Source organism: Lentzea aerocolonigenes (assembly GCF_000955955.1).
GTDB lineage: Bacteria > Actinomycetota > Actinomycetes > Mycobacteriales > Pseudonocardiaceae > Lentzea > Lentzea aerocolonigenes_A.
The window spans coordinates 1-26,974 of sequence record NZ_JYJG01000359.1 but is presented as its reverse complement, the minus strand read 5'-3'; the positions used below and the strand labels follow the sequence as shown (position 1 = coordinate 26,974).

The following is a 26,974-nucleotide window of genomic DNA, read 5'->3' as shown; positions in this document are numbered from 1 at the left end:
GCATCCGGCTGGCCCGGCGCACCGATATATCAGCCGGCGCGACGCTGTGAGCTGGGGCTTAGCAATGGGTCTTTTGACGGCGTCGTCAAAAGACCCATTGCCAAGGGTACGGTCGAGGCGTGGCTGACGGTGTGCGGGTGATCGTTCTCAACGGTGGGTCGAGCTCCGGCAAGTCGGGGATCGCACGGTGTCTGCAGGCCGTGTTGCCGGAAGCGTGGCTGGCCATCGGAGTGGACACGTTGATCGACGTGATGCCGCCGCGGTTGCAGCTCGGCGCCGAGGGGATCGGGTTCGCGGACGACGGCGAGGTCACCGTCGGGGCCGAGTTCCGGTTGCTCGAGGACGCGTGGATGGAGGGGGTCGCCGCGATGGTTCGCGCTGGGGCGCGGGTGATCGTGGACGACGTGTTCCTCGGCGGGATCGAGTCGCGTCAGCGGTGGGAGAAGGTCTTGCAGGGGTTCGAGGTGTTGTGGGTCGGGGTGAGGTGTGACGCCGAGGTCGCCGCCGGGCGGGAGCTCGCGCGTGGCGATCGGGTCGCCGGGATGGCCGCGGTGCAGGCGGAGCTGGTGCACAGGGGGATGAGCTACGACGTCGAGGTCGACACCACGCGTACCGAGGCCGTCGAGTGCGCCAGGGCGATCGCGAAGAGAATCACGGGCGCGGAGGATCGTTAGGCGCGCACGAGCCGCCGCCTTGAGGCCAGCAGGAAGAGCCGGCTGTCACCGGCGACGTCTCAAGAGATGCAACGGTCACGGTCGACAGGATCGTTTCAAGATCCGTATCCAATATATTGCCGAGCGATATCCAGCGGGCGAAGACGCACGGCCAGACCTCGCCGGTGGGGGAGATGGCGACGGCGCCGTGCCCGCAGCGGCCGCACAGCTGGTCAGGCCCAGGTGAAACGTTTGCGCCACGACCCACTCCGCGCAGACGGTCGACGCCGACGGAAGAGACGCCGAGACCGGAAAGCTCATCACGCGCGGCGTGTGTGCGTTGCCGGCCGATGAAGTCGGAAGAGCTGACATCGATGACACCGGCGCGCAACGGGATGTCGCGGCTCAGGGCCTCGGCGATGTTGGCGCGGGTGCGCGCGTGGCTGCCGCGGCGGCCCGTGATGGCCTCGTGCTGCGTGGCGGTGTCGGAGTAGTAGCTCGTCGCCAGGCGCACTCCGGGACGGGAGAACGTGTCCCACAGCCGGGGGCCGACATGCACGAGATTGCTGAACACCTCGACTCCGAGACCGGCATCCAGGGCCCGGTCCACGAACGCGGGTAAATCGGAGTGCAATGTCGGTTCGCCGCCGATGAACTGAACGGACCGCGCGCCCAGAGAGGCGAGCTGGTCGATGACGCGGAACCAGTCCGATGTTCGCAGCACGCCGTCCGTGCCGCGCGGGCCGGAGTCCGCGTAGCAGTGCGTGCAGCTCAGCTGACATTTGCCGGTGATCTCGAGCCATGCGAAACGCAGGTCGGTCATGTCCCGCTCCCCTGGACGTCGCCGTGCGATGACCATCTTGCCCCGGCGAGTCGAGAATGGAGCTGTCGAATTCGTTTAAACATCGGGCTGCTGTTGGACGAGTGACATGTTTCCGACACGAATCCGGCGGGCGCCTCGCCGGATTGGTGTGAATCGACTAATCAATCGTCGGTCAGCAGCACTCGCAAGACGTGCAGCAGTCGTCCACTCCCGATCACCTCCCCTCAGGCGGGCACAACGGTGAACAGTCGGTTCCGACCATGTCCACCAGGTCCGAACGGAGTCGCGCGAGCCGTTCCATCTCCGCGTCGATCTCGGCGATGTGCCGGTGCAGCAGCTGCTCTGCCGGTTCGCACGGGCACTCGCCGGTGTCGCGGACTTCCAGCAACGACGAGATCTCGCGCAACGTCAGGCCGAGGCGCTGGCAGTCGCGGATGAACAGGATCCGGTCCGCGGCCGACGACGGGTACTGCCGGTACCCCGACGACGTGCGCGGCGGCGGCGCGAGCAGACCCGCGCGCTCGTAGTACCGGACGGTGTCGGGCCGGACCCCGACCTGACGTGCGAGCTCGGCGACTCTCATGCACCCCACGCTAAACCTGTGAGCGCACTCCAATGTCAAGCGCGCAAAAAAGCGGGGCCGCCGACGTCACGTCAGCAGCCCCGCCCGCAAACCGATCAGTCGACCACGAGCACACCGTCCACCCGGCGCGGAATGCCCAGCGGGTTCGCGTCCTGCAGCTCGGCAGGCAGCAACGCGTCCGGCCACGACTGGTACGTCACCGGCGCGATCCACCGCCGGATCGACGTCGCGCCAACGGACGTGTGCAGCGGGTTCGTCGTCGACGGCCACGGCCCGCCGTGGTGCTGACCCCACGCCACCGCGACACCCGTCGGCCAGGCGTTGAAGATGATGCGACCCGCGACGTGCCGCAGGATCTCCGCCACCGCACCGGCTTCCGCGTGGTCCGACTCGGCCGCGTGCACGGTGCCCGTCAGCGTGCCCGGCAGCTTCGCCAGCACCGAGTGCAGCTCCGACGGCTCCGAGTACGTCACGACCAGCGCGGCCGGGCCGAAGTGCTCCTCGGTCAGCTTCTCGAGGTTCTCCTCGAACACCTTCACCGACGTCGAGAACAGCAGCGGCGCCACGGCCCACGCCTCGTCGGGGCGCACGCCGGAGGACACCACCGAAGCGAGGTCCGACGCGGCCAGCGCGTCCGTGCCCGCCTTGTAGGAGTCGCACATCCGCTCGTTCAGCATCGCGCCACCAGACGTCGCCGCGACGGCCTCACCCAGTGCCGGCACGATCGACTCCGGCGCGAACACCAGACCGGGGTTCGTGCAGAACTGCCCGACACCCATCGTCAACGACGCGGCGAAACCAGCCGCGATGTCCGGCGTGGCCGCACCCGGCAGGATCACCGTCGGGTTCACGCTGCCGAGCTCGCCGTAGAACGGGATCGGGTCCGGCCGGCCCTGGGCCAGGTCGAACAACGCCCGCCCGCCACCGGTCGACCCGGTGAAGCCGACCGCGCGCACCGCCGGGTGCTTCACCAGCGCGACACCGGACTCGGTGCCGTACACGATGCCGAAGACACCCTCAGGAGCACCGGCATCCCGCAACGCGTCCAGAACAACTCGCGCGGTCTCGCGCGACGTCGACGGGTGCGCCGAATGTGCCTTCACCACAACGGAACATCCGGACGCGAGAGCGGAAGCCGTGTCACCACCGGCCACCGAGAACGCGAACGGGAAGTTCGACGCGGAGAACACCGCGACCGTCCCCAGTGGACGGAGAACCCGGCGCAGCACCGGGCGCGGCGGAATGATGTCCGGGTTCGCCGAGTCCAAAGTGGCCTCGACGTAACTGCCCTCCCGCAACACCTCCGCGAACAACCGCAGCTGGTTCGTCGTGCGCTTCAGCTCGGTCGTCAGCCGCGGCACACCCAGCGCCGTCTCGCCGTCGGCCGTGGCGACCAACAGGTCCGACTCCGCGTCCAGCGCGTCCGCGACCTTCTCCAGCACGACAGCGCGATCCGCTGCCGGCTCGACCGACCACGCCGGGAACGCAGTAGCCGCAGCCGAGGCGATCCGGTCCACCTCGCTGTCGGGGGTCTTCGCAACCGGCTCGCCGAACGGCTCACCGGTGCGCGGGTTGTATCCCTGCACGACGTGGCTCAACGCCCTGCCTCCTTGACTGCCGTGTCGAAATCGGGGCCGCACCAGGCGCCGCCCACGTACTTCGCCGCGTACGACGAGGGGTCGAGCTCACCGCCGTGCTGCTCCAACACGGCGGCCGCGTACTCCTCGGAGTTGTCCTGCGGCTCGTAACCGATCGCGCGGGCCTCGTCCAGCGAGAACCAGCCGCGCTTGTTGTCCGAAACGCCCCACACGATCCGGAATCCCGGTGACGCGACGGAAAGGCACGCCTCGAACAGGCGCGCACCGTCGTCCGGCGACATCCACGTCGACAGCATCCGCACGTCGCGCGGCTTCTCGAAGCACGAACCGATGCGCACAGCGATCACGTCCATGCCGTAGCGGTCGGCGTAGAGCGACCCCAACGCCTCCAGCGCCACCTTGGACACACCGTAATAGGTGTCCGGGCGCGGGAAGAGGTAATCACCCGCCTCGCCGTTGGCCCGCTCGACATAGCCGACGGCGTGGTTCGAGCTGGCCAGAACGACCCGGCGAACCCCAGTGCGCCGGGCGGCTTCGAGCAGCGTGTGCGTGCCGTCGATGTTGACGGAGAGAATCTTGTCCCACGCCTCTTCCAGGCTGTGGCCGCCGAGGTGGATCACGGCGTCGACGTCCTTCATCGCCGCCTCCATCGCGGCCATGTCGGTCACCGAGGCCTGGACGATCTCGACGTTCTCGCCGTCAGCGGCCGCGGGTAGCTCCGCGATGTCCAGCAGCCGCAGGACACGGCCGTCCGCCGCGAGGCGAGAACGCATGAGCGTTCCCACCCCGCCACCGGCGCCGGTGATCAGGATGCGTGCGGTCACGGGATGGACCCCTCCGTCGTGTGCAGATGTTTCAGTAAACCTTTTCACCTACCGAACTGGCGGAGAAGCTCGGTGATCGTTCGGGCAGCGTCCAGCAGAGCGGAGACGACCTGCCGCTCGTGCTCGGGGTCCAGTCTGCCCAGTGGGACCGAGCAACTCATAGCGTCCAGAACGGGGTTCCGGTACGGCAACGCCACGGCGAAACAGCCCAGTCCAGGGGTGTTTTCCTCGCGTTCGTGGGCATAACCGACATTTCGGAAGCCGGCGAGCTGCTCGTGCAGTGCCGCCCGATCGATCACGGTGTTCGGGGTCAGCGGAGCGAGCTCGGCGGGCAGGATCAGGTCGACCTCCTCCGGCGTGCGCGTCGAGAGCACGGCCTTGCCCAGCGACGTCGAGTGCGCGGGCAACCGGCGGCCGACGCGCGAGACGACGCGCAGGTGGTGCTCGGACTCGCGGCTCGCCAGGTAGACGACGTCCGCGCCGTCCAAACGGGCAAGGTGGACGGTCTCGTTGATGTCCTGCCGCACCTGCTCCATCACGCGGATCGCCGCGCGCACCACCGGGTCGTGGTCCAGATAGGACGTACCGACGAGCAGTGCGCGCACGCCGATGCCGTACGTGCCGCGGTCGGAGTCGACCTCCACCCAGCCGCGCGCAACCAGCGTCTGCAGCAGCATGTAGAGGCTCGACTTGGGGTAGCTGAGCTCGCGATGGAGCTCCGTGAGCGTCAGCCTGCGGTCCGACGCGGAGAGCACTTCGAGCAGCTCAACTGTGCGGTCGGCGGACTTGACCGCACCTGGACGAGCAGTGCCCTTGTCGATCGGCGACGCCACCTGGCCTCCAGTGCTCATCCTTGCGGAACCTGTTCGCAACACGCCCTTGACACGTTGCTGTGCTGATTCTTACAGTCCTGCACCAGGTTCACAAGTACGACCCCGGTTCACATACGTGAAAATGAAGGGCTCCGACGATGCGACGCAGAACTGCCGCAACACTCGCCACACTCAGCGTGGCGGCGCTGCTTGCAGGTTGTGGAAGTTCGAACGCGCCCGCGTCGACCAAGGACCCGAACAAGCCCCTCGAGGTGTGGACCCGCTCGACGGAGGCAACGGCAAAGGTCTACGAGAAGATTTTCAAGTCGTTCACGGACTCCACCGGCGTCAAGGTCGACTACAAGCCGATCTTCAACGACTTCGACAAGCAGGTGCAGCAGCGCGCCGCGTCGAAGGACCTCCCCGACGTCGTCATCACGGACACCGGTTCGCTCGGCAACTTCGTCAAGCAGGGCTGGACGACCGAGATCAAGCGCGAGGACATCGCGGGCGGCGGCGACATCGTCGACCGGGCCTGGAACAACGGCAAGGGCGCGGACGACAAGTACTACGGTATTCCGTATTCCACGCAGGCGATGGTCACGCTGATCCGCAAGGACTGGCGCGAGAAGCTCGGCAAGCCGATCCCGACGACGTGGGACGAGCTCGACGACCTGGCCCGCGCGTTCACCAAGAACGACCCGGACGGCAACGGGCAGAACGACACCTACGGCATGCTCGTCCCCGGCACGGTCGACCGCGGCTACCTCGCGTGGTGGGCGGCCAGCTACATCTGGCAGGGCGGCGGCGACATCCTGGAACAAGAGGGTGGCGGCAAGTTCTCCGTCGGCATCGACTCACCCGAGTCGACCAAGGCGGTCGAGCGCCTGCGCAAGCTCTTCTGCGAGGACAAGGTCATGCAGCCGGGCTCGCTGACGCTGAGCACGAACGACGCGCACCCGCTGTTCGAGTCGGGCAAGAGCGGCATCTACCTCACCGGCCCGTACATGATCGGCCGCTTCGACAAGTCGGTCGGCAAGGACAAGTACGAGGTCATCGCGTCTCCGCGCGGCCCGGCCGGTGCCACGGTCCTGGGCGAGGGCGAGGACATCTACCTGATGGCCGGCTCCGCGAAGACCGGCGACCAGAAGAAGCTCGCCGAGTACCTGATCACGCCCGAGGCGCAGCAGGCCGGCATGAAGGGCGACCCGCAGCCGGTGGTCCGCCTGCCCGTCAACAAGAACGTCGACGTCAACGCGACGTACAACGACCCGCGGTGGGCGACCGTGGCGGGCGTGTACAAGAGCGAGGCGCGGCCGTTCCCCAGCGTTCCGAACTTCACGCCCTTCCGGCAGAAGACCTCGGAGACCCTGAACTCGATCTTCGCCAAGTGCCCTGCCGACTCGTCGGCTGAGCTGAAGACGCTGGCGGAGGCGCTGAAGAAGGAACTCGAAAACCAGAAGGCGTCGCAGTGACCGCAGTTCACTCGGTCAGCGACACCCAAGACGTGGGCTCGACGGCTAGTGGCGGCGGTGCCGTCGAAACCCACCCCGTGAGGCGGCGCCGCCGGCGTCGCCTCACGGGAGCCACCTTCGTCCCGTGGCTGTTCCTGCTTCCCGCCGCAGTGATCTTCCTGGTCTTCAAGTTCATCCCGATGGCGGAAGGGATCCGGCTCTCGCTCTTCGAGGTCCGGCCCTTCCTCGGCGACATCTTCGTCGGCTTCAAGAACTACGCCACGATCCTGCAGGACGAGAAGTTCCTGACGGCGTCCTGGCACACGCTGGTCCTGGCCGGTGGGCAGACGCTCGGTGCGATGCTCATCGGCTTTTTCCTGGCACTGCTGCTGGAAGGCCACGCCAAGTCGCTGTGGTTCGTCCGGTCCGCGGTGTTCCTGCCGGTGGTCGCGGCGACCGCGGTCATCGGCGAGATCTGGCGCCTGTTCTTCTACCCGGCGCCGGAAGGCTTTCTGAACGACCTCATCTCGTGGGTCGGTCTGGGGCCGTGGGAGTACATCAGCAACCCGGACACGTCGCTGGTGTCGGTCATGTTCGTCGGCATCTGGAAGCACGCGCCGTACGACATGGTGCTGATCCTCGCCGGGCTCGCCGGCATCGACCGCCAGCAGTACGAGGCCGCCGCGATCGACGGAGCCTCGACGCCGCAACGGATCTGGAACGTCACGCTGCCGGCGTTGCGTCCCGTGATCACGATTCTGCTGACGCTGGCGGCGATTCGCGGCCTGCGCGTGTTCACCGAGGTCTACGTGCTGACCGGCGGTGGTCCGGCCGGCTCGACCGACGTCTGGATGACGCGCGTGTACACAACGGCGTTCGAGCAGTCCGAGGCCGGTCTCGCATCGGCTGGCTCCGTGGTGTTGTTCCTCGTTACCTTGGTCATGACGGTCAGCGTGCAGTGGTACCGCCGGAAGAAGGAGGCGCGATGAGCAGCATCAACTCCAGCCGCTTCGACAGCGCCATCGGCTGGTCCACCCGATCGGACGCGTGGGTCAGCAAGGGCATCAGGTTTCTTCTGAGCGCCCTCGCTGTAATCCTTTTCTGCGGCCCGCTGCTGGTCATCTTCTCCGGCGCGTTCGACCACAACCCGGACCCGACCAAGCTCTCGGTCATCCCGGACAACCCGTCGCTGATCAACTTCCAGGTCGCGGCGGAGAACAAGATCTGGCACTACCTGGCGAACTCGCTGATCATCGCCGGGGGTGCCCTGCTGTTGCAGCTGGCGGTGAGCGTGTTCGCCGCCTACGCGTTGGCGCGCAAGAAGTTCCGCGGTCAGGCCATCGCGTTGTTGGTCATCCTTGCCACGATGATGTTGCCGGAGGAGGTCATCGCGATCCCGCTGTCGCTGGTGATCGGAGACCTACCGCTGGTGCACGTGAGTCTCAAGGGCACCCTGCTCGGCGTCATCCTCCCCCTGGGGGCGTGGGGTTTCTCCATCTTCGTCATGACGGAGTTCATGAGGGAGATCCCCGCCGAACTGGAGGAAGCGGCCAAAGTGGACGGTGCCGGTGAGCTGCGGCTGTTCGCGCAGATCATCCTCCCGCTGTGCAGGCCCGCGCTCGGCGTCATCGCCGTGTTCGGCTTCAACATGATTTGGGAGCAGTACCTGCTCCCCCTGATCGTCGCCGCTGACCCCTCCGATTACACGCTCACGGTCGCACTTCTCGCGCTCAGATCCGACGACATGGTCGGTACGGGCATCGTGCTGGCCGGAGCGTTGCTGGCGCTGGTACCGAGCCTGGTCGTGTACCTGTCGCTGCAGAAGTCCTTCCTGCGTGGGATCACCACCGGAGCGATCAAGGGATGAGTGTCTGGTATGCAACTCGATGGTGTGCTGTTCTTTCCGGTGACCCCGTTCGACACCGAGGGGAACATCGCGTTCGACGTGCTGGCTGAGCACGTCAAGCACGGTGTCTCCGCCGGCCCGGGCGCGGTGTTCGCCGCGTGCGGCACCGGCGAGTTCCACGCGCTGGGGCTGGAGGAGTTCGAGCGCGCGGTGTCGGTGGCGGTCGAGGCGACCGCGGGCAAGGTGCCGGTGTTCGCCGGTGCGGGCGGCTCGGTCGTGGCGACCAAGCAGTTCGTGCAGGCGGCGGAACGCGCTGGGGCGCAGGGCATCCTGCTGCTGCCGCCGTACCTCGTGACCAACCCGGCCGCCGGACTCGTGCGGTACGTGACCGAGGTCGCGGGTGCCACCGAGCTGCCGATCATCGTGTACCAGCGCAACAACGCGCGGTTCACGCCGGACACGGCCGTCGAGGTCGCGCGCATCCCGAACGTGGTGGGCTTCAAGGACGGCATCGGCGACCTCGACCAGATGCAGCGGATCGTGCTGTCGGTGCGTGCGGCCGTGAACAAGCCGTTCCAGTTCTTCAACGGCCTGCCGACCGCGGAGATGACGCAGCTCGCGTACCGGGGGATCGGTGTCGAGCTGTACTCGTCCGCGGTGTTCTGCTTCGCGCCGGAGATCTCGCTGGGCTTCTACAACGCCGTGCAGGCGGGCGACACCGCACTGGTGAACCGCTTTCTGTTCGAGTTCTACAAGCCGCTGGTCGAGCTGCGCGACAAGGTCCCCGGCTATGCCGTCGCCCTGGTGAAGGCCGCGGTGCGCGCGAACGGGCTCGACGTCGGTGGCGTGCGGCCGCCGTTGATCGACCCCTCGGACGAGCACCTGGCGGCGTTGGACAAGATCATCGCTGCGGGCAAGGCACTGCTGGCCTGAGGGAGCTTTCGCTGTGAAGATCACCGAGATTGTTCTGACACCGATCGCTTTTCGCGACCCGCCGCTGCTGAACGCGGCCGGCGTGCACGAGCCGTGGGCGCTGCGCACGATCGTCGAGGTGCACACCGACGAGGGCATTTCGGGGCTGGGGGAGACCTACGGCGACCTTGGGCACCTGCAACGCTCACGGTCCGTTGTGGACTCCCTGATCGGCCTTGACGTCTTCGCCCTGAACGAGATGCACGCGCGGGTCGCCGCTCTGCTCGGTGGCAAGGCCGCGCCGGACAAGCACGGGTTGACCGGGAAGATCACGGCGGAGAGCGCCGTCGACCGGGTGTACTCGCCGTTCGAGGTGGCGTGCCTGGACATCCAGGGCAAGGCTCTGGGGCGTCCGGTGCACGACCTGCTGGGCGGGGCTGTTCGTGCGGCCGTGCCGTACTCGGCTTACCTGTTCTACAAGTGGGACGGGCATCCTGGCGCCGAGCCCGACGAGTGGGGCGAGGCGATCGACCCCGCCGGGATCGTGGCGCAGGCGTCCAAGATGATTTCCGAGTACGGGTTCGGGTCGATCAAGCTCAAGGGCGGTGTCTTCCCGCCGGAGCAGGAGATCGAGGCGATCCGGGCGTTGCGCGAGGCGTTCCCGGACCACCCGCTGCGGCTCGACCCGAACGCTGCCTGGTCTCCCGCGACGTCGCTGAAGGTCGCGGCCGAGCTGGACGGCGTGCTGGAGTACCTGGAGGACCCGACGCCGGAGATCTCCGGGATGGCGGAGGTGGCTCTCCAGGCGCCGATGCCGTTGGCCACCAACATGTGCGTGGTCGCGTTCGAGCACCTGAAGCCGTCGGTGGAGCAGGACGCGGTGCAGGTGTTGCTGTCGGATCACCACTACTGGGGTGGTCTGCAGCGGTCGCGTCAGCTGGGCATGATCTGCCAGACGTTCGGCATCGGGCTGTCGATGCACTCGAACTCGCACCTGGGTATTTCCTTGGCTGCCATGACGCATCTGGCCGCGGCAACGCCGAACCTGAACTACGCGTGCGACACGCACTACCCGTGGAACGCTCAGGACGAGGTTGTGGAGCCGGGCGTGCTGTCCTTTGTGGATGGTTCGGTGCCGGTGCCGGTGACGCCTGGTCTTGGTGTGTTGCTGGATCGGGATGCGTTGGCGCGCTTGGCGGAGAACTACGTCCGGTGCGGGATCACCGCGCGGGACGACACGGGCTACATGCAGAAGTTCGACCCCAGCTACGAGAGGAAGCGTCCCCGGTGGTGAAGTCGGTTGTCCACGCCTATCCGTGGGACCTGATCGGGGATCCCGAGGCCGTCGCGCGGTACCAGGGTCTCGGGGTGGACGCGATCGCCCTGGCCGCGTCGTACCACACCGTGCGGGCCGCGACACCGTTGCACCCTTCGCACCGGATGGTCGACGCTCGGCACGCGGCGTTCTACCTGCCGGTGCGGTCGTCGAACTTCGGCCGGCTCGTGCCGGCCGAACCGTCCTGGACGGACTCGTCGAACTCGTTCGGCGAAGCGGCTGCTTTGATTCGTGCGGCTGGGCTTCCCGTGTACGCGTGGACGGTCCTGACGCACAACTCGCGGCTGGGTGACCTGCACCCGGACGTGACGGTGGTGAACGCGTTCGGGGATCGGTACCCGTACGCGTTGTGCACCGCGCAGCCCGACGTCGTGGAGTACACGTCGGTGCTGGTGTCCGAGGTGCTGGAGCTCGGTGCACCGGACGGGATCATCCTCGAGGCCGCGGGGCCGCTGGGGTTCTTCCACGGCGGGCACCACGAGAAGACCGACGGCACCGACTGGGACGCGGTGCAGCAGAAGCTGTTGTCGCTGTGCTTCTGCTCTGCCTGCACCGCCTTGTACGCCGACCCGGACGCCCTGCGTGAAGCGGTCCGGGCCGGGGTTGATCGCGGCGCGTCCAGCGTGGAGGAGGCGCTGGGTGCGCTCGCGGATGACGTGCGGGCGGTTCGCACTGGCGTTGTCCGGTCCTTGCGGTCTCGGCTGGTGTCCGAGATTCGTGCTGTGGCGCCTTCGGTCCGGGTCGGCATGCACGTGACGGCTGATCCTTGGGGCACCGGGCCGTTCGCGACCGTTGCCGGTGGTCTGGACGCGGACATCGACGTGCTGACGACGATGTGCTGGCCTGGTCCCGAGGTCGCCGTGCCGGGCATCGAGGCTCTGCGCGCTGCCGCTCCGGACACGCGGATCGCCGCGTACGTGCTGGGGTTGCCGCCGAAGCCCGCGGATGGTGCCGCGCTGTCGAAGGAGTGGCTGGCTTATCTGGATGCCGGCGTGGAGGAGTTCCACCTCTACCACGGGGGTCTCGCGTCCGCGGCAAGGCTGGAAGCCTTGCGAGAGGCTGTAACTGCCGTTAGCCGGTAACTGTGAAGTGAAGTTGTTGCAACCCACGGTGCTGGCGGTTCCGTCCTCTGAACATGAGGCACATAGGAACCGTAGTTAGCACTGGCGTCCTGCTGCTGGTGGTCACGGCCTGTGGCAGTGCGCAGAACGCGAGCACTGGGGCAGGTGGCGGTCCAACGTTGCCGACCGCCACCTCGCCCTCTGAAGTGCCGCCGAACATCGCGCCCGGAGAAGTGCCGCCCGACGGCAAACCGGTGACAAAGCTGGACACCAACGCTTTGTCCCCTGACTATCCGCACACGGTGTGGACACAGGGTGACGGCCGGACCGTCGGTGTCATCGCCCAGGAGGGCGGGTGCGGCAAGGCGAGCGCGTCCGTGCTGGAGCAATCTGCTTCGGCGGTGAAGATCGAGCTCGTCGAGACGACGCCGCTGACCAAGCAGATGTGCACCATGGACATCCGCTTCCCTCCTTTGACGGTGCAGCTGTCCGAGCCCCTTGGTGAGCGCACGGTCGTGCTGACGTCGCGGCAGGCCCAGAAGTAGGCCCAGAAGTAGGGCCCAGAAGTAGACCTTCCCCCCACGGTGCCCGGTCGGCCTCTGCCCCGTCGGCCGGGCATCTCCTTCTCTTCACGGCGTCAACTCACAGGGCCCCTTGGCCCGGTTTGCAAGGATGGTGCGCATGAGAAACGTCGTCGCTGCCGTTGCTCTCGCCGCTGCCGTGTCGGGAGCGCTGGCCGGCTGTTCGTCCGGCTCGCAGTCGAGCGCGCCCGGATCGTCGTCCGGCTCGTCCAGCGGCGCGCCCACGACGGGCACATCCGCGCCCGGCTCCTCCGGCGGTTCGAACCCGACTGCCCCGGTGCAGCCTCCGGTCTCGATCTCCGAGGAGAAGCCGGTCGTGCCGCCCAACGTCACGCCGGTACCGAAGGAGAAGGTCGACACGACATCGTTGTCAGACACCTACCGCGCCGAGGCCTACGTCTTCGGCGACGGCGCTGACGTCGAGGTCTTCGGTGTCGGCGGTGGCTGCAAGGAGGCCCGTGCCGAGGTGTCCGGCCAGTCCGCCGACCTCGTCCAGATCACGCTGGTCACGATCACCAAGCAGCCTCCTGGCAAGGTGTGCACCCAGGAGATCCGCCAGGTACCGCTGACCGTGCGCCTGGCCGCCCCGCTGGGCACCCGCCGCCTCGTTCTCGAATCTCGCGAGGAGACCGGCTGATATATGGATCTTCAGCCGCGCGATCTGCGGTTCGGCGATCGTGTACTGCGTGTATACGACGTGGGCGACGGTATACCGGTGGTATGGCACCACGGCACGCCCAACATCGGTCTGCCGCCAGAACCGCTCTTCCGCCCAGGCGTCCGCTGGATCTCCTACGACCGCCCCGGCTACGGCGGCTCAACCTCGGTCGGCGATCGCCCGGTCGGGTCGGCGGCGACTGATATATCGCATATCGCCGACGCTCTCGGCCTCCTGCAGTTCCCGGCCTTCGGCGACTCAGCCTGTCGTTCATAAGAGCAGGGCACCACACGCCCTCGCGTGCGCCGCACTGTTGCCGGACCGCGTGACCGCCGTCGCCGCCGGTGCGCCTCTTGCACCCTTCGACGCCGACGGCCTCGACTGGTTCGCCGGCATGGTCGCTTCGGCGGAGGCGTCGTTGCGCGCCGCCGCCGCGGGCCGCGCGGAGAAGGAGCGCCACGAGCGTCTGGCGTCGAATACGACATGGAGTTCTCCGCGGCCGATCTCGCCACTCTGAACGGCCGGTGGTCGTGGTTCGGCAAGGTCGTCCGCCCGGCGATGGCGAACGGCCCGGCCCCGCTGATCGACGACGACCTCGCCTACGTAACTCCGTGGGCTTCGACCCGGCCTCCATCACCGCGCCGACCCTTCTCCTGCACGGCGACCGCGACCACATCAACCCGCCGACGCACAGCCAATGGCTGGCCACCCGCATCCCCAACGCCGAGCTCCGCCTGAGACCGGGCGATGGCCATATATCAGTTTTGGATCATGCCGAGTCCGCACTCGACTGGCTGCTATCCCGCCAGGAACTCGACGCGGTTCCCCACCCCGTCGAACGTGTGGAACCTCCGCCGCCCCGGAATCTCCGCCGGGTCAGCCCAGACCACCGGATGACCCGCCGCCGCGACAGCTTCGGCGACCTCGTCGACGTCGACGACGAACGCCGGATGCGCCTTGCGCGCGGGCCGGAAGTCCTCCTCGACACCCACGTGCACCTCGCCCCCGCCGGGCACCTCGAACCAGCACCCGCCTCGAGCCGCGAGCAACGGCGGCTTCGGCAGTTCGACCCACCCGAGCACCCCGCTGTAGAACGCCCGCTGCTCGTCCTCGGCACCCGCCGGACACGCCACCTGCACGTGATGAATCACCACGACCCCCTCACTCGCCCGTATACAGGACAAGCGTACTGCTAACCGTTCATCGATGTTATGAAACCGCTCAAGTCTCCCACCTGCTGCTTAGCAATGACTCTTTGGACGACGTCGTCAAAAGACCTGTTGCAAAGGTCAACAAAGTCGACGGCCGGGCCAACCGATATATCAGTTGGCCCGGCCGCGAGAGTGGCTAGAGGCTACAACTCGGCGATCATCCGAGATCAGCTCCCAAGATCAACGACGGAAGCTGATCTGGAGGGTCGGGGCGGAGGTCTCGGCGAAGAAGTCGTTGCCCTTGTCGTCGACTACGACGAAGGCGGGGAAGTCCTCGACCTCGATCTTCCACACCGCTTCCATGCCGAGTTCCGGGTACTCCAGCACCTCGACCTTGCGGATGCAGTCCTGGGCCAGGCGAGCCGCGGGGCCGCCGATGGAGCCGAGGTAGAAGCCGCCGTGGGTGTTGCACGCGGAGGTGACCTGCTTGGAGCGGTTGCCCTTGGCGAGCATCACCAGCGAACCGCCCGCGGCCTGGAACTGTTCGACGTAGGAGTCCATGCGGCCCGCGGTGGTCGGTCCGAACGAACCGGACGCGTAACCCTCGGGCGTCTTGGCCGGACCGGCGTAGTAGACCGGGTGGTCCTTGAGGTACTGCGGCATCTCCTCGCCGGCGTCGAGGCGTTCCTTGATCTTGGCGTGCGCGATGTCGCGGGCCACGACGAGCGGGCCGGTCAGCGAGACGCGGGTCTTCACCGGGAGCTTGGTGAGGACCTCGCGGATCTCCGCCATCGGGCGCGTGAGGTCGATGCGGACGACCTCGTCGGACAGGTCCTCGCCCTCCACCTCGGGCAGGAACTGGGCCGGGTCGCGCTCCAGCTGCTCCAGGAACACGCCCTCGGGCGTGATGCGGGCCTTGGCCTGGCGGTCCGCCGAGCACGAGACCGCGACGCCGACCGGGAGGGACGCGCCGTGGCGGGGGAGGCGGATGACACGAACGTCGTGGCAGAAGTACTTGCCGCCGAACTGGGCCCCGATGCCGAAGTTGCGGGTCAGCTCCAGGACCTGCTGCTCGAGGTCCTTGTCGCGGAACGCGTGGCCGGCCGCCGAGCCCTCGGCGGGCAGGTTGTCGAGGTAGCGGGCCGAGGCCAGCTTCGCGACCTTGAGGTTCTGCTCGGCGGACAGGCCACCGACGACGACCGCCAGGTGGTACGGCGGGCAGGCGGCCGTGCCGAGCGAGCGGAGCTTCTCGTCCAGGAACGACGCGAGGCGCTTCGGGTTCAGCACCGCCTTCGTCTCCTGGTAGAGGAACGTCTTGTTCGCGCTGCCGCCGCCCTTGGCCATGAACAGGAACTCGTAGACGGGCTCCTGGCCGGGCTTGTGGAACACCTCGATCTGCGCGGGCAGGTTCGTGCCGGTGTTCTTCTCGTCCCAGAACGTCACGGGAGCCATCTGCGAGTAACGCAGGTTGAGCTCCTGGTAGGCCTCGAAGACGCCACGGGCGAGGGCCTTCTCGTCGTCGCCGCCGGTCAGCACGGTCTCGGAGCGCTTGCCCATGATGATCGCCGTGCCGGTGTCCTGGCACATCGGCAGCACGCCGCCGGACGAGATGGCCGCGTTGCGCAGCAGGTCCATCGCGACGAAGCGGTCGTTGCCGGACGCCTCGGGGTCGTCGATGATCTTGCGCAGCTGGGCGAGGTGCGACGGGCGCAGCAGGTGCTGGATGTCGCGGATGGCTTCCTTCGCCAGCAGCGTCAGCGTCTCGGGGGCGATCTCCAGGAACTTGCGGTCACCGGCCTCGATCAGCTTCACCCCGTCCGACGTGACGAGGCGGTACTCGGTCTCGGTGTCCTTCGCGAGCGGCAGGACGTCCGTGTACTCGAAAGTGGTGGGCACGATGTACACAACTCCAACGGTGTGCAGTTCGGATCAGAAAACCGTACCGCCATCAAAGGGACACCTTGATGTGATCCCCGCCCACGGCGCTGTTCCGTACCCCACAAATACGGAAGGCCGGGGTCTGGGTGTCCCCAGAGGAGACCCTTCGGTGTTCAGCGGCGAGCGCGGTCCGCGAGCAGCGGCCGCGAAATACGGAAGGCCGGGGCGGCCCCCGGCCGTCCCGACCTTCCTTCGATGGCGACTGTCCCTGTCACGACATGAGGTGGAGGGCGTCGCGAAGCTTGGTAACGCCCGACCGTGCCGTGAGTTGAGTCACAAGTCAATACTGCCGGACGAGTGACGTCCGAACTGTGACTACGAGGCGTATGCGCGCAGTTTCGCGGCGCGTTCGCCCTGACGGAGCTTGGACATGACCTCGCGCTCGATCTGGCGCACCCGCTCACGCGACAGGCCGAACCGCTTGCCGATCTGGTCCAGCGTGCGGGGCTGACCGTCCTCGAGGCCGTAGCGCAGCCGGATCACAGCTTGCTCGCGCGGTTCGAGGGTCGCCAGCACGCGGCGCAGGTCGTCCTGCAGCAGGCCGGAGATGACGGCGCTCTCGGCGTCGGTCGCGTCCGAGTCCTCGATGAAGTCACCGAGGGGAGCGTCCTCCTCCGTGCCGACCGGCATGTCGAGCGATACCGGGTCACGAGCGTGGTCGAGCAGGTCGGCGACCTTGTCGACGTTGAGGCCGGCTTCCTTCGCGAGCTCCTCGTTCGTCGCCTCGCGGCCGAGCGTCTGGTGCAGGTCGCGCTTGATCCGCGCGAGCTTGTTCACCTGCTCGACGAGGTGGACGGGGAGGCGGATGGTGCGGCCCTGGTCGGCCATGCCGCGGGTGATGGCCTGGCGGATCCACCACGTCGCGTAGGTCGAGAACTTGAAGCCCTTGGTGTAGTCGAACTTCTCGACCGCGCGGATCAGGCCCAGGTTGCCTTCCTGGATCAGGTCGAGCAGCGGCATGCCGCGGCCGGTGTAGCGCTTGGCCAGCGAGACGACGAGGCGCAGGTTGGCTTTGAGCAGGTGGTCCTTGGCGCGGCGGCCGTCGCGGACGAGTGCCCCCATCTCGTCGCGGCGGGTCGGCGTGAGGCGCTCGGCCGTCTCGAGGACGTGCTGCGCGAAGACACCGGCCTCGATGCGCTTGGCGAGCTCCACCTCCTCCTCGGCGGTGAGCAGCGCGGTCTTGCCGATTCCGTTCAGGTAGACTCGAACCAGGTCGGCTGCTGGACCTTGGGCGTCGAGTTCGTGCTCGACGACGGCGGGCGTGTTCTCTCCGACTTCACGGTCGGAGATCCTCGTGACGGTCATGGATCTCCCTCCCCCTGCTGCGGGCGACGCTTCTGTCGGTCAGGCCTGTATCTCCTGATCGAACAGTCGCGCGTGGCGGTCAAGGCGGCGCGGCGCTGCGCCCTGGTTGCCGGTTGCGGCGGGCCCGCTCGGGATCCCATCGCTAGCTGGCTGATACCTGGGTAACGAACCCGATTCCGAATTCGTTCCCGACTTCCTGACTAGAAGACGTCACCGCTGTCACACGCGTTGCGCGAGTAATCTGAGGATTGGCTGAGAACCGTTTAGTCAAGAGGCCGACTACACCTCGATGAGCACGGTGAACGGACCGTCGTTCACGCTGCGTACCTTCATCTCGGCTCTGAATCGTCCCGTTTCGACCCGCGCGCCCTTTTGGCGGAGCTCCTGCACGACGGCGTTCACCAAGGGTTCCGCGTGCTCGGGCCGTGCGGCCGCCGTCCAGGACGGACGGCGGCCCTTGCGCGTGTCCCCGTAGAGCGTGAACTGGCTGACGACCAGCAGCGGAGCACCTGTCGACTCGCATGACTGCTCGTCGTCGAGGATGCGCAGGCCGTGCAGCTTCTGCGCCATTTTGCGGGCGTGCTCGGCCCCGTCGTCGTGGTGGACGCCGAGCAGCACCAGCAATCCGGGCTCGTTGATCGCGCCGACGATCTCGCCGGCGACTTCCACGCTCGCCTCTGTGACGCGCGCCACAACTGCTTTCACGCGGGAATCAACATTCCGTGCCGGATGAGATCGCGAACGATCGGCAACGCGGCTTCTGCATCGATTTCTCCGTAAGCGAACTCGAGGAGTGCGAGCAGGTCCTCGAGCGGCAGCGCGCCGTTGCACCCGGCGACGAGCTTCGCGGTCGCCTCGTCGACCTCGTGCTGCCAGCCCGGCCCGTCGGTGCGGTGCAGGCGCGCGACGACCTTGCGCCAGCCCTCGTCGCCCGGCTCGGACACCTCTTCGAGCAGCACCGTGTCCGCCACCCGGAACCGCTGGCCCAGCAGATCGGGATTCGCGCGCAGCCACGCGACGTTGTCGAGCCACCGCGCCGCCTCCGGACCCAGCGGGTCGTCGTAGGCGTGGCGGAGGTCTTCACACACGACCTGGGAGTGCATCTCGTCGGTGCGACGCAGCGTCACGTAGCCGAAGCCGACGCCCTGGACGTCGTTCTCCTCGAACCAGTCCAGCCACGCGGCGGCCTTCTGCCGGCCCTCGGGACTGCGTGCGTCGACGCCCGCGTCCTTGAGCCACGTGCCCACGTACAACGCGGGCTCGGCGATGTCGCGCTGCACGAACCACGCGTCGATCCCGCCGCGCGGCAGCCAGCCGGAGACGCGCTCCTCCCAGTCCTCGCCCTTGCGGTGCACCCACGACGCGAGCAGCTGGCCGACGCCGCCTTCGTTCAGGAACGCGGGCAGCTGCCGGATGACCAGCGCCGACGCGTCGTCACCGGCCAGCCCGGAGTCGCGGTACACGTAATCCACACGAGGCGGGCCGACGACGAACGGTGGATTGCACACAACCTGGTCGAACCGGCGGTTGCGGACCGGGCCGAACCACTCGCCCTGCAGCGTCTCGACGTCGAGGCCGTTGATGCGGAACGTGCCCTGCGCGAGCCTCAACGCGCGCTCGGACAGGTCGGTGGCGGTGATGCGCTCGGCGTGGGTGCTGGCGTGCAGGGCCTGGACGCCGCAGCCGGTGCCGAGGTCGAGCACCGTGCCGACCGGGGTGCGCTTGGTGGCGCGGGCGAGGCTGATCGAGGCGTGGCCGACGCCGAGCACGTGGTCCTCGGGGACCGCTCCGCCGCGCAGGTCGGAGTCGAGGTCGGCGATGACCCACCAGTTGTCCTCGTAGGGCCTGACGTCGAGGCCCGCCTTCAGGTCTCCTGCAGATCTGTCGGCAGTCAGGACCTCGTTCTTGACGGCGTCGTTGATGTCGACCCCGTCGAGCGCCTTGCGGACGTCCTGTTCCGCCTCCTGGTCGCCCAGCAGGAAGAGGCGGATCAACGTGCCGAGCGGCCCGGCGTCCCTGCTGGCGCGGCGGGCGGGCTCGGGCTCACCGCGGCCGAGCGCGGCGTGGGCCTGGGGGCCGAGGGCGTCGACGACGCCGTCCGCGGTGTAGCCGGCGTTGAGAAAGGCTTCGCGCAGTCGAGCGCACAAGTCGGCGGAAAGATCAGGGTGCACGGGTACAGATGTTTTCACGTCGCAGTTATTGGCGCGTGATCTGGAGGGCGATCGCCATCGCGAGCCGTTGTTCGGGATCGTCGAGGGGCAGCGGCGTCACTTCCGCCATCTTCTGCATCCGGTACCGCAACGTGTTCGGGTGCACGTTCAGCTCCCGCGCCGCCGCCCGCACGTCCCCCTGCGCGGCGAGCCACGCCCGCAACGTCGTCGCGTACTGCGTCCCGTACTCGGCGTCGTACCGCAATATATTGGATATCGGTCCGCGCGTCGGGAGTCGTCCGGCCTCGGCGACGGCGGCGAGCCGGTGCAACAGCACACGTGCCCAGGCGTCGTCGTATACAACCGGTGTGCCGGTGGAAAGCGCGAGGCATTCATCGGCTTCCTGCCGTGACGTCGGCAGCTGCGTCGCCTCCGCCGGCCCGCCGATGCCCGCCAGCACTGTCGCTTCCGCTGGAAGTTCTCGCACCAGTGAACGCACCCAGCCGACGGCGTCGTCGGCCGCCGGGATGACCGTGTAGAGGACGTTGCCGAACAGCGCGCTGCGCCCTGGCCGCGACCAGCCGAACCCAGCCGTCGCCCGCTGGAACGCGAGCACCGCCGCCCCGTGCTCGCCCTCGCCCGCGTGCGCCTGCACCGCGATCACCCGCAGATCGGCCGACGGCAACCCGAGCCGCGCGACGTCGGCGGACTCCGGGTGCTCGAGCAGCCGGATCACCAGGTCCGCCTCGGCCTGGCGCTCCAGGTCCGTCGAAGCCCGCGACCTCAGCAGGTGCAACGCCGCCGTGCGCGCGCCGTCCACCAGTGCTGCCGACCTCGCCGCGTCGACAGGCCCGGTGACCTCGACCCACACCGAGCCGAGCAGCTCCCGGCCGGCGCGCACAGCCGCCACGAGCCGATTGCCCAGCTGCGGGGTCAGCTTGGGCACGAAGATCGGTTCGTCCGACGACGCGAGGTGGCTGAACACGCCGAACTCGTCGAGCGCGCGCCGGGCCTCCTCAGGGACGCGCCGCCCGAGAATGGTCTGCACCCGCACCGGGTCGACGTCCTCCTGCCGGTACGAGTAGGCCAGCACGCGCGACTGCTGGTCCTCGATCGTCACCGGCCCGCCCACCACACCCGCGATCACGTCGGCGAGTCCGAACAGGTCGCCGGTGCGCGTGCCGCCGTTGACCAGCGTCTGCGTGACGTTCGCCAGCTGGCCCCACGGCACGGACGGATCCACGAGCAACACCGCGGCGCCGGACTTCCTGGCGGCGGCCACGACACGTTCGTCGAGCGGCGGCTTTCCGTGCAGCACCACCGCAGAGGCCGCGGTCGCGGACACGAGTCGCGCCGCGGCGGCCACCGACGGCGTGCCGAGACCGAGCAGGACGTCCCCTGCGGCCGCCGGCGTGTTTTCCGCCGGATCATGCAGGGCAACCCCACGTAGCTCGACGTCACGACCCCTCGGCGCGCATGCCAGATGGGTGCCCAGACTGCCGAGCACGTCCACGAGCCGATCAAGGGCGACCACTCGCGGATGTTAACCGCCGACCGGGTGTCCCGGCCGTCACTCGGACGTGGGACCATTGAAGGCGTGGAGGTGGTGTCGTGAGCAGTCCCGACCGGAACGACACCCCGGTGTTGATCACCGAGGCGGCCCCGTCCTACGAGGAACAGCACGCCGCCCGGCGCCGCAAGTACGCGATCATGATGAGCCTGCGCTTCCCGTGCCTCATCCTCGCGGCCCTGTTCGCCCACACCTGGTGGCTCGCGCTGTTCTTCATCGTGCTGTCCGTGCCGTTGCCGTGGATGGCCGTGCTGATCGCCAACGACCGCCCGCCGCGCAAGGCCGAGAAGGCCAACCGCTACGAGGCCGAGCGCCGCGCCATCGCACCCAAGAGCACCACCGTCATCGACGGCTGACTCGCCGCCGACCCCGCCCGTCTCGCCCGTCGCTTATAGCCGCCCAGCCCTTTGCAACGAGTCTTTTGCGGACGAAGTCCAAAGAGTCATTGCTAAGCAGCAGGTCAGAAGGCACCGACCAACTGATATATCGGCGCGGGGGCCTTTGCAATGAGTCTTTTGACTTCGTCCGCAAACGTTTTTTGCATGCCGAGGAGTGCGGCGGCGAACTGATATATCGGTTAGAGGGGCTAGCGGGGTGGCTGGGCGCCTACGAGGCTGACGGCGCGGGAGCCCGCGCGGACGCCGCCCAGGAGGGCGTCGTGCTTCGAGGCGCCTGCCAGCCAGGCGGCCAGGAAGCCCGCGTCGAAGGCGTCGCCGGCTCCGGTCGAGTCGACGCACTCGGTGGTTTCAGCGGGGACCGAGATCAGCTCGTCGGCGTCGACCCAGGAGGCGCCGTCCGGGCCCGCCGTCACGACGACCGCGCCGACGTGGGTGAGGAGAGCCTTGGCGGAGGACGGCTCGGCCGAGCCGGTCAGGGCCAGGAGCTCGTCGGCGTTCGGCATGAGGATGTCGACGCCGCGCACGTCCTCCAGGAACGCCTCCGCGGAGTGGATCAGCACCGCCGCCTGCGGGTCGACCGACGTCGTCCAGCCGGCGTCGCGGGCTGCCTGCAGAGCCGCGAGGCCCGCCGGGCGCGAAGTCGCGTCGAGCAGGACGTAGCCGGACAGGTGCAGGTGACCGCTGGGCGACGCCAGCAGGCCCGTGGCCAGGTCAGCGGGGGAGAAGCGGGCGTTGGCGCCGCGGTCGGGGAGCATCGAGCGCTGGCCGTTCTCGTCGACCAGCACGACCACGCAGCAGGTCGCGAGCTCCGGGTCGACGGCGAACGCACATTGCACGCCCGCGGCGGTCAGTTCGGCGTGGACCTGGCGGCCCGCCGAGTCGGCGCCGACGCGGGCGACCAGGACCGGGGAGGCGCCGCACGGCGAGCCACACGGCGGTGTTGGCGCCGGCGCCGCCCGGTTCGATGGTCACCTTGGCCCTGACGTCGCCACCGTGGGCGATGGGGCCGGAGTGGCGGGCGACGACGTCCAGGCCGGCGTCGCCCACGACGACTACCGGCCTCACCGGTAGAGCTCCCCGAAAAGTGCTACGGCGACCTGGGAGGCGACGGCGGTGTTGCTGACGACCAGTTCCTCGTTGGCGTCGAGGCTCACGCCGGCGCTCGCGGTGTGGAAGTGCTCCAGCAGGACGGGGGTGACGTCCTTGCCGCGCACGTTCTGGTCGACGAGCTTCTGCAGGCCCTCTGCGAGCAGGCGGTCGTGCAGGGCGGAGTCCATCTCGAATGCGGCCGGGATCGGGTTCGCCAGGAGCATGCCGCGACCACCCGCGGCGAACACGGCGGCGGCCTCGGCGGGGTTCTCGACGCGCCACGGCACCTCGAACTCCGACTCGCGGCGGTAGAACGCGGGGAAGAAGGAGGTCTGGTAGCCGACGACCGGCACCGAACGGGTCTCCAGCACCTCGAGGGTCGCGCCCATGTCCAGGATCGACTTGACGCCGGAGCAGACGATCAGGACCGGCGTCGTCGCCACCACGTCGAGGTCGGCTGAGACGTCCCACGTCTCGCGCGCGCCGCGGTGCACGCCGCCGAGGCCGCCCGTCGCGAACACGCGGATGCCGGCGGCGTGGGCCAGCGCGGTGGTCGAGGCCACGGTCGTCGCACCGCTGCGACCCAGGGCGTAGGCGGGGCCGAGGTCGCGCGACGAGAGCTTGAGAAGGTCCTCGGAGCAGACGCGCTCCAGCTCAGCGGGGGTGAGACCGATGTGCGGCACACCGTCGAGCACCGCGATCGTCGCGGGGACCGCACCGGCCTCCCGCACGACCTTCTCCAACCGGGCGGCGACCGCGAGGTTGCGCGGCGCGGGCAGCCCGTGGGACAGGATGGTGCTCTCGAGAGCGACGACGGGCCGGTTCTCGGCCAGTGCGGTGGCTACTTCTTCGGCGATGTGCAGCGTGGTCACGAGGGGACATCATCCCAGGTACCCTGGGCGCGTGAGCACCCAGACTCTCCCCGAGGTCGATGTACGGCCGGAAGGCACCGACCAGACCGGGGACGACGCCCCGAAGATGTTCCACTACGTGCGCAAGGCGAAGATCGCCGAGAGCGCCGTGATGGGAACGCACGTGGTCGCTCTGTGCGGCGAGGTCTTCCCGGTGACGAAGTCGCCGAAGCCTGGTTCGCCGGTGTGCCCGGACTGCAAGAAGATCTACGAGAACCTGCCTGCCGGCGGCGAGTAAGCCCCAGAACTTCCAGCAGCCGCGTCCGGCGCCTCGATCTGCTCGGGGCGCCAGGTGCGGCTGTTCTTGTGCGCCGGGCTAACCGCGTTGTCTTTCTTCCTCGGAGTGCGACCGCTGCTCCTGGATCTGCAACGGCGACGTCAGCTGCGTGTCGGCGGGGGACGGCGCCGAGTAGGTGTTCTCCTGCTGGGGAGTGGCACTTTCGGACCGGATGCGCGAGGCCGCCCGTTCCATCTCCAGGCGACGCCACCGGCGACGCTGGCGACGGGTCATGCGGGCCGGCCACATGTCCTGGACCGCGCTGTTGAAGTACGCGCCGATCGTGATCGCCAAGCCGATGAAGAACACGAACAGCAGGAACGCGATCGGCGTCGCCAGCGCGCCGTAGGTGTAGCCGGTGGTGGTGATCCACTGGATGTACAGGCGCAGGCCGATGGACGACAGGATGAACACGGCCATCGCGAGGACCGCACCGGGCAGAACGCGGTGGTACGGCAGTCTCCGCGGCAGCGCGACCTTGTAGAGCAGCGACAGCGAGAGAACGAGCAGCAGCGCCACGCCGGGGTAGTAGAAGCGACCCACCCACGTCGTGATGTAGGGCTGCCACGACGTCGGGAACAACTCCGGCAGGACGTCCGGCCCCAGCGCCAGCACCGGCAGGCCGACCACCAGCGCCACCAGCGACACCATGTACAGCAGCAGGGCGAAGATGCGCTGCCACAACTCGTTGCGCACGCCGTACTGGCCGTGGGCGACCGTGATCGCGTCGACGAACGACGACATGGCCGACGAGCCCGCCCACAGCGAGATCAGGAAGCCGACGGAGACGATCTCGCCCTTGCCCGTGCTGAGGATCTCGGCGACCGTGGGCGCGATCACGCCGTTGACCACGTCCGCGCTGAAGATCGTGCGGGTGAACCCGATGATCTTCTCCTGAACGGCGTGGACGATCTCGGGGCCGAACCAGTCGCCGAGATAACCCATGGCGCCCAGCACACCGAGCAGAAGTGGCGGGAACGACAGCGTCTGCCAGAACGCGGCCTCGGCGGCTTCTGAGAAGATGTTGCCTTCCCACGCCTTCGACAGCGTGCGCGCGAGTAGACGCAGCGGCCCCTTGCGGCCGGACCTGCGTGCGTCGCTGTCGGTAGGCGCACCCATCGCAAGACAAGCATGGTGCATGGGGCCACGTTTCGCGGCATCGACGCCGTGAACAGGTAGAGTCACGGTGCCCTCGGCAACGGTCTGCCTGAGGGTATTGCTATGTCTGACCTGCATAAATGAGGAGAAACACGTCTCGTGACAGCGACAGCAGCAATGCGTCCGCTGCGGGCATGGCAGCGCCGGGCGCTGACCAAGTACCTGGCCGCAAAACCGCAGGACTTCCTCGCCGTCGCGACTCCGGGCGCCGGTAAGACGACCTTCGGGCTGCGCGTGGCCGCGGAGCTGCTGGCGGATCGGACGATCGAGGCCGTCACGATCGTCACGCCCACCGAGCACCTCAAGCACCAGTGGGCGAAGGCGGCTGCCGAGCAGGGCATTCACATCGACTCGAACTTCCGCAACACCAACGCGATGACCTCCCGCGACTACCACGGTGTCGCGGTCACCTATGCGCAGGTCGCCGCCCACCCGTCGCTGCACCGGGTGCGCACGGAGAACCGCAAGACGCTGGTGCTGCTCGACGAGGTCCACCACGGTGGTGATGCCAAGTCGTGGGGTGATGCGATCCGCGAGGCGTTCACGCCCGCGGTCCGCCGGCTCTGCCTGACCGGCACGCCGTTCCGCTCGGACGACTCGCCGATCCCGTTCGTGCAGTACGAGGAGAGCTCGGGCGGCTTCAAGACGTCCAAGGCCGATCACACGTACGGGTACGCCGACGCGTTGCGCGACGGCGTGGTCCGGCCGGTGCTGTTCCTGGCGTACTCGGGCGAGGCGTCGTGGCGGACCAGCGCGGGCGAGGAGTACACCGCACGCCTGGGTGAGCCGCTGACCCAGGAGCAGACCGCGCGGGCCTGGCGCACCGCGCTCGACCCGGCCGGCGACTGGATGGCCTCCGTGCTGCGCGCCGCCGACCAGCGGCTCACGCAGAAGCGCGAGAACGGCCTGCCCGACGCCGGCGGCCTGGTGATCGCGACCGACCAGACCGTGGCGAAGGCCTACGCGCAGGTGCTGCAGCGCGTCACCGGCCAGATCCCCACGCTCGTCCTCTCCGACGACCCGAAGGCGTCCGGCAAGATCGCCGAGTTCTCCGCGACGAACGAGCGCTGGATGATCGCCGTCCGCATGGTGTCCGAGGGCGTCGACGTGCCGCGCCTCGCCGTCGGCGTGTACGCGACGTCGTCGTCGACCCCGCTGTTCTTCGCCCAGGCCATCGGCCGCTTCGTGCGCAACCGGAAGCCGGGCGAGACCGCGACGGTGTTCCTGCCCTCGGTGCCGGTGCTGTTGCAGCTCGCCTCCGAACTGGAAGCCGAGCGCGACCACGTCCTGGGCAAGCCGCACCGCGAAAAAGACGGCTGGGACGACGAGCTCATGGCCGCGGCGAACCAGACCAAGGACGAGCCCGGCGAGGACGAACGCGCCTTCACGGCACTGGGCACCACCGCCGAGCTCGACCAGGTGATCTTCGACGGCTCGTCGTTCGGTGCCCCGACCCTCGCGGGCTCGGCGGAGGAGCAGGAGTACCTCGGCCTGCCCGGCCTCCTCGAACCCGACCAGGTGCGCACGCTGCTGCTGCAGCGCCAGGAAGAGCAGATGGCCTCCGCGGCCAAGCGCCCCAAGCCCGAGGTGGCGGTGCGGGAGGCCCGGCCGGTCGGCGTGCAGGAGCGCCTCGCGTCACTGCGCAAGGAGCTCAACACCCTCGTCGCGATGCACCACCACCGCACGAAGAAGCCTCACGGCAAGATCCACAACCAGCTGCGCGAGTACTGCGGCGGCCCGCCGACCGCGATGGCCAGCATCGAGCAGCTCGAGGAACGTATCGCGACGCTGCGTTCCTGGTAGCCGACTCCTGCCAGAGAAACCCCTGCTCAGCCGTGTATGCACCTTTGCAATGAGTCTTTTGACTTCGTCCGCAAACGTTTTTT

General features: G+C 68.2%; 26 protein-coding genes and 1 pseudogene. 13 read left to right on the top strand and 14 right to left on the bottom strand.

Going from position 1 to position 26,974, the window contains the following annotated elements; all coding sequences use genetic code 11:
- Nucleotides 1-119: 119 nt before the first annotated feature.
- The gene (cpt, locus tag UK23_RS37940; RefSeq protein ID WP_231114861.1) at nt 120-674 is read left to right on the top strand and encodes a chloramphenicol phosphotransferase CPT; all 555 of its coding nucleotides are present in this window, start codon (nt 120-122) and stop codon (nt 672-674) included.
- Here cpt and UK23_RS37935 read toward each other — a convergent pair.
- From UK23_RS37935 to UK23_RS37915, 5 genes are all read right to left on the bottom strand, one after another.
- Nucleotides 652-1,476 (bottom strand): radical SAM/SPASM domain-containing protein, encoded by an 825-nt coding sequence (locus UK23_RS37935; RefSeq protein ID WP_045316600.1) that lies wholly within the window; start codon nt 1,474-1,476, stop codon nt 652-654. The genes cpt and UK23_RS37935 overlap by 23 nt on opposite strands.
- Nucleotides 1,477-1,690: 214 nt before the next feature.
- A complete protein-coding gene (locus tag UK23_RS37930; RefSeq protein WP_045316599.1) occupies nt 1,691-2,059 on the bottom strand; it encodes a heavy metal-responsive transcriptional regulator in 369 nt (122 codons plus the stop codon).
- Nucleotides 2,060-2,154: 95 nt separating this feature from the next.
- The gene (locus UK23_RS37925; RefSeq protein ID WP_052685412.1) at nt 2,155-3,657 is read right to left on the bottom strand and encodes an aldehyde dehydrogenase (NADP(+)); all 1,503 of its coding nucleotides are present in this window, start codon (nt 3,655-3,657) and stop codon (nt 2,155-2,157) included.
- Entirely contained in the window at nt 3,654-4,481 is an 828-nt protein-coding gene (locus UK23_RS37920) for an NAD-dependent epimerase/dehydratase family protein (RefSeq protein WP_082115302.1), read from the bottom strand. Before UK23_RS37920 ends, UK23_RS37925 begins: the two co-directional genes overlap by 4 nt.
- 44 nt (nt 4,482-4,525) lie before the next feature.
- A complete protein-coding gene (locus tag UK23_RS37915) occupies nt 4,526-5,332 on the bottom strand; it encodes an IclR family transcriptional regulator (RefSeq protein WP_045316598.1) in 807 nt (268 codons plus the stop codon).
- Between the two features lie 119 nt (nt 5,333-5,451).
- Here UK23_RS37915 and UK23_RS37910 point away from each other — a divergent pair, with 119 nt between their 5' ends.
- The 9 genes from UK23_RS37910 (at nt 5,452) to UK23_RS54880 (ending at nt 13,658) form a co-directional block, all read left to right on the top strand.
- Entirely contained in the window at nt 5,452-6,768 is a 1,317-nt protein-coding gene (locus UK23_RS37910) for an ABC transporter substrate-binding protein (protein WP_045316597.1), read from the top strand.
- Nucleotides 6,765-7,736, top strand: a complete 972-nt coding sequence (locus tag UK23_RS37905) for a carbohydrate ABC transporter permease (protein WP_196778068.1) — start codon at nt 6,765-6,767, stop codon at nt 7,734-7,736. The genes UK23_RS37910 and UK23_RS37905 overlap by 4 nt, the downstream gene beginning before the upstream one ends.
- Nucleotides 7,733-8,614 carry a carbohydrate ABC transporter permease gene (locus UK23_RS37900; RefSeq protein WP_052685411.1) on the top strand — a complete coding sequence of 294 codons (882 nt, stop codon included), beginning with the start codon at nt 7,733-7,735 and terminating at the stop codon, nt 8,612-8,614. The genes UK23_RS37905 and UK23_RS37900 overlap by 4 nt, the downstream gene beginning before the upstream one ends.
- 9 nt (nt 8,615-8,623) lie before the next feature.
- Complete coding sequence (locus UK23_RS37895; RefSeq protein ID WP_045316595.1) at nt 8,624-9,526, top strand: 5-dehydro-4-deoxyglucarate dehydratase; 903 nt, start codon at nt 8,624-8,626, stop codon at nt 9,524-9,526.
- A gap of 13 nt (nt 9,527-9,539) precedes the next feature.
- A complete protein-coding gene (locus UK23_RS37890; RefSeq protein ID WP_045316594.1) occupies nt 9,540-10,799 on the top strand; it encodes a glucarate dehydratase family protein in 1,260 nt (419 codons plus the stop codon).
- Nucleotides 10,796-11,923, top strand: coding sequence for a hypothetical protein (locus tag UK23_RS37885; RefSeq protein ID WP_231114860.1), 1,128 nt, complete (start codon nt 10,796-10,798; stop codon nt 11,921-11,923). Before UK23_RS37890 ends, UK23_RS37885 begins: the two co-directional genes overlap by 4 nt.
- A 158-nt stretch (nt 11,924-12,081) precedes the next feature.
- A complete protein-coding gene (locus tag UK23_RS37880; RefSeq protein WP_231114859.1) occupies nt 12,082-12,447 on the top strand; it encodes a hypothetical protein in 366 nt (121 codons plus the stop codon).
- A gap of 136 nt (nt 12,448-12,583) precedes the next feature.
- Complete coding sequence (locus tag UK23_RS52210; RefSeq protein WP_156213685.1) at nt 12,584-13,120, top strand: hypothetical protein; 537 nt, start codon at nt 12,584-12,586, stop codon at nt 13,118-13,120.
- 346 nt (nt 13,121-13,466) lie between these two features.
- On the top strand, nt 13,467-13,658 hold the full coding sequence (locus UK23_RS54880) for a hypothetical protein (RefSeq protein WP_063778156.1): 192 nt from the start codon (nt 13,467-13,469) through the stop codon (nt 13,656-13,658).
- Nucleotides 13,659-13,938: 280 nt separating this feature from the next.
- Here UK23_RS54880 and UK23_RS37860 read toward each other — a convergent pair whose 3' ends face one another.
- The 6 genes from UK23_RS37860 to UK23_RS37835 form a co-directional block, all read right to left on the bottom strand.
- Nucleotides 13,939-14,292 carry a glyoxalase gene (locus UK23_RS37860; RefSeq protein WP_045316602.1) on the bottom strand — a complete coding sequence of 118 codons (354 nt, stop codon included), beginning with the start codon at nt 14,290-14,292 and terminating at the stop codon, nt 13,939-13,941.
- A gap of 240 nt (nt 14,293-14,532) precedes the next feature.
- Nucleotides 14,533-16,191, bottom strand: coding sequence for a fumarate hydratase (locus tag UK23_RS37855; protein WP_045316601.1), 1,659 nt, complete (start codon nt 16,189-16,191; stop codon nt 14,533-14,535).
- Between the two features lie 354 nt (nt 16,192-16,545).
- The gene (locus UK23_RS37850; RefSeq protein WP_045316589.1) at nt 16,546-17,535 is read right to left on the bottom strand and encodes a sigma-70 family RNA polymerase sigma factor; all 990 of its coding nucleotides are present in this window, start codon (nt 17,533-17,535) and stop codon (nt 16,546-16,548) included.
- 279 nt (nt 17,536-17,814) lie between these two features.
- Nucleotides 17,815-18,240, bottom strand: a complete 426-nt coding sequence (gene dtd / locus UK23_RS37845; RefSeq protein ID WP_045316588.1) for a D-aminoacyl-tRNA deacylase — start codon at nt 18,238-18,240, stop codon at nt 17,815-17,817.
- The gene (locus UK23_RS37840) at nt 18,237-19,706 is read right to left on the bottom strand and encodes a DUF7059 domain-containing protein (protein ID WP_045316587.1); all 1,470 of its coding nucleotides are present in this window, start codon (nt 19,704-19,706) and stop codon (nt 18,237-18,239) included. The genes dtd and UK23_RS37840 overlap by 4 nt, the downstream gene beginning before the upstream one ends.
- Before the next feature lie 25 nt (nt 19,707-19,731).
- On the bottom strand, nt 19,732-21,219 hold the full coding sequence (locus UK23_RS37835; RefSeq protein ID WP_045316586.1) for a PucR family transcriptional regulator: 1,488 nt from the start codon (nt 21,217-21,219) through the stop codon (nt 19,732-19,734).
- A gap of 77 nt (nt 21,220-21,296) precedes the next feature.
- On the opposite strand from UK23_RS37835, the gene UK23_RS37830 reads away from it, so the two are divergent.
- Complete coding sequence (locus tag UK23_RS37830) at nt 21,297-21,611, top strand: DUF3099 domain-containing protein (protein ID WP_045316585.1); 315 nt, start codon at nt 21,297-21,299, stop codon at nt 21,609-21,611.
- A gap of 230 nt (nt 21,612-21,841) precedes the next feature.
- Here UK23_RS37830 and UK23_RS37825 read toward each other — a convergent pair.
- Together UK23_RS37825 and UK23_RS37820 are read right to left on the bottom strand one after the other, a co-directional pair.
- Nucleotides 21,842-22,718, bottom strand: a pseudogene (locus UK23_RS37825) (carbohydrate kinase family protein).
- Nucleotides 22,715-23,614, bottom strand: a complete 900-nt coding sequence (locus UK23_RS37820; protein WP_045316584.1) for a pseudouridine-5'-phosphate glycosidase — start codon at nt 23,612-23,614, stop codon at nt 22,715-22,717. Before UK23_RS37820 ends, UK23_RS37825 begins: the two are co-directional and overlap by 4 nt.
- Nucleotides 23,615-23,645: 31 nt before the next feature.
- On the opposite strand from UK23_RS37820, the gene UK23_RS37815 reads away from it, so the two are divergent.
- The gene (locus tag UK23_RS37815) at nt 23,646-23,891 is read left to right on the top strand and encodes a DUF3039 domain-containing protein (RefSeq protein WP_045316583.1); all 246 of its coding nucleotides are present in this window, start codon (nt 23,646-23,648) and stop codon (nt 23,889-23,891) included.
- A gap of 78 nt (nt 23,892-23,969) precedes the next feature.
- Here the strand turns inward: UK23_RS37815 and UK23_RS37810 are convergent, their stop codons facing one another.
- Nucleotides 23,970-25,049, bottom strand: coding sequence for a YihY/virulence factor BrkB family protein (locus UK23_RS37810; RefSeq protein WP_045316582.1), 1,080 nt, complete (start codon nt 25,047-25,049; stop codon nt 23,970-23,972).
- 156 nt (nt 25,050-25,205) lie between these two features.
- On the opposite strand from UK23_RS37810, the gene UK23_RS37805 reads away from it, so the two are divergent.
- Nucleotides 25,206-26,891, top strand: coding sequence for a DEAD/DEAH box helicase (locus UK23_RS37805; RefSeq protein ID WP_045316581.1), 1,686 nt, complete (start codon nt 25,206-25,208; stop codon nt 26,889-26,891).
- Nucleotides 26,892-26,974: the final 83 nt, after the last annotated feature.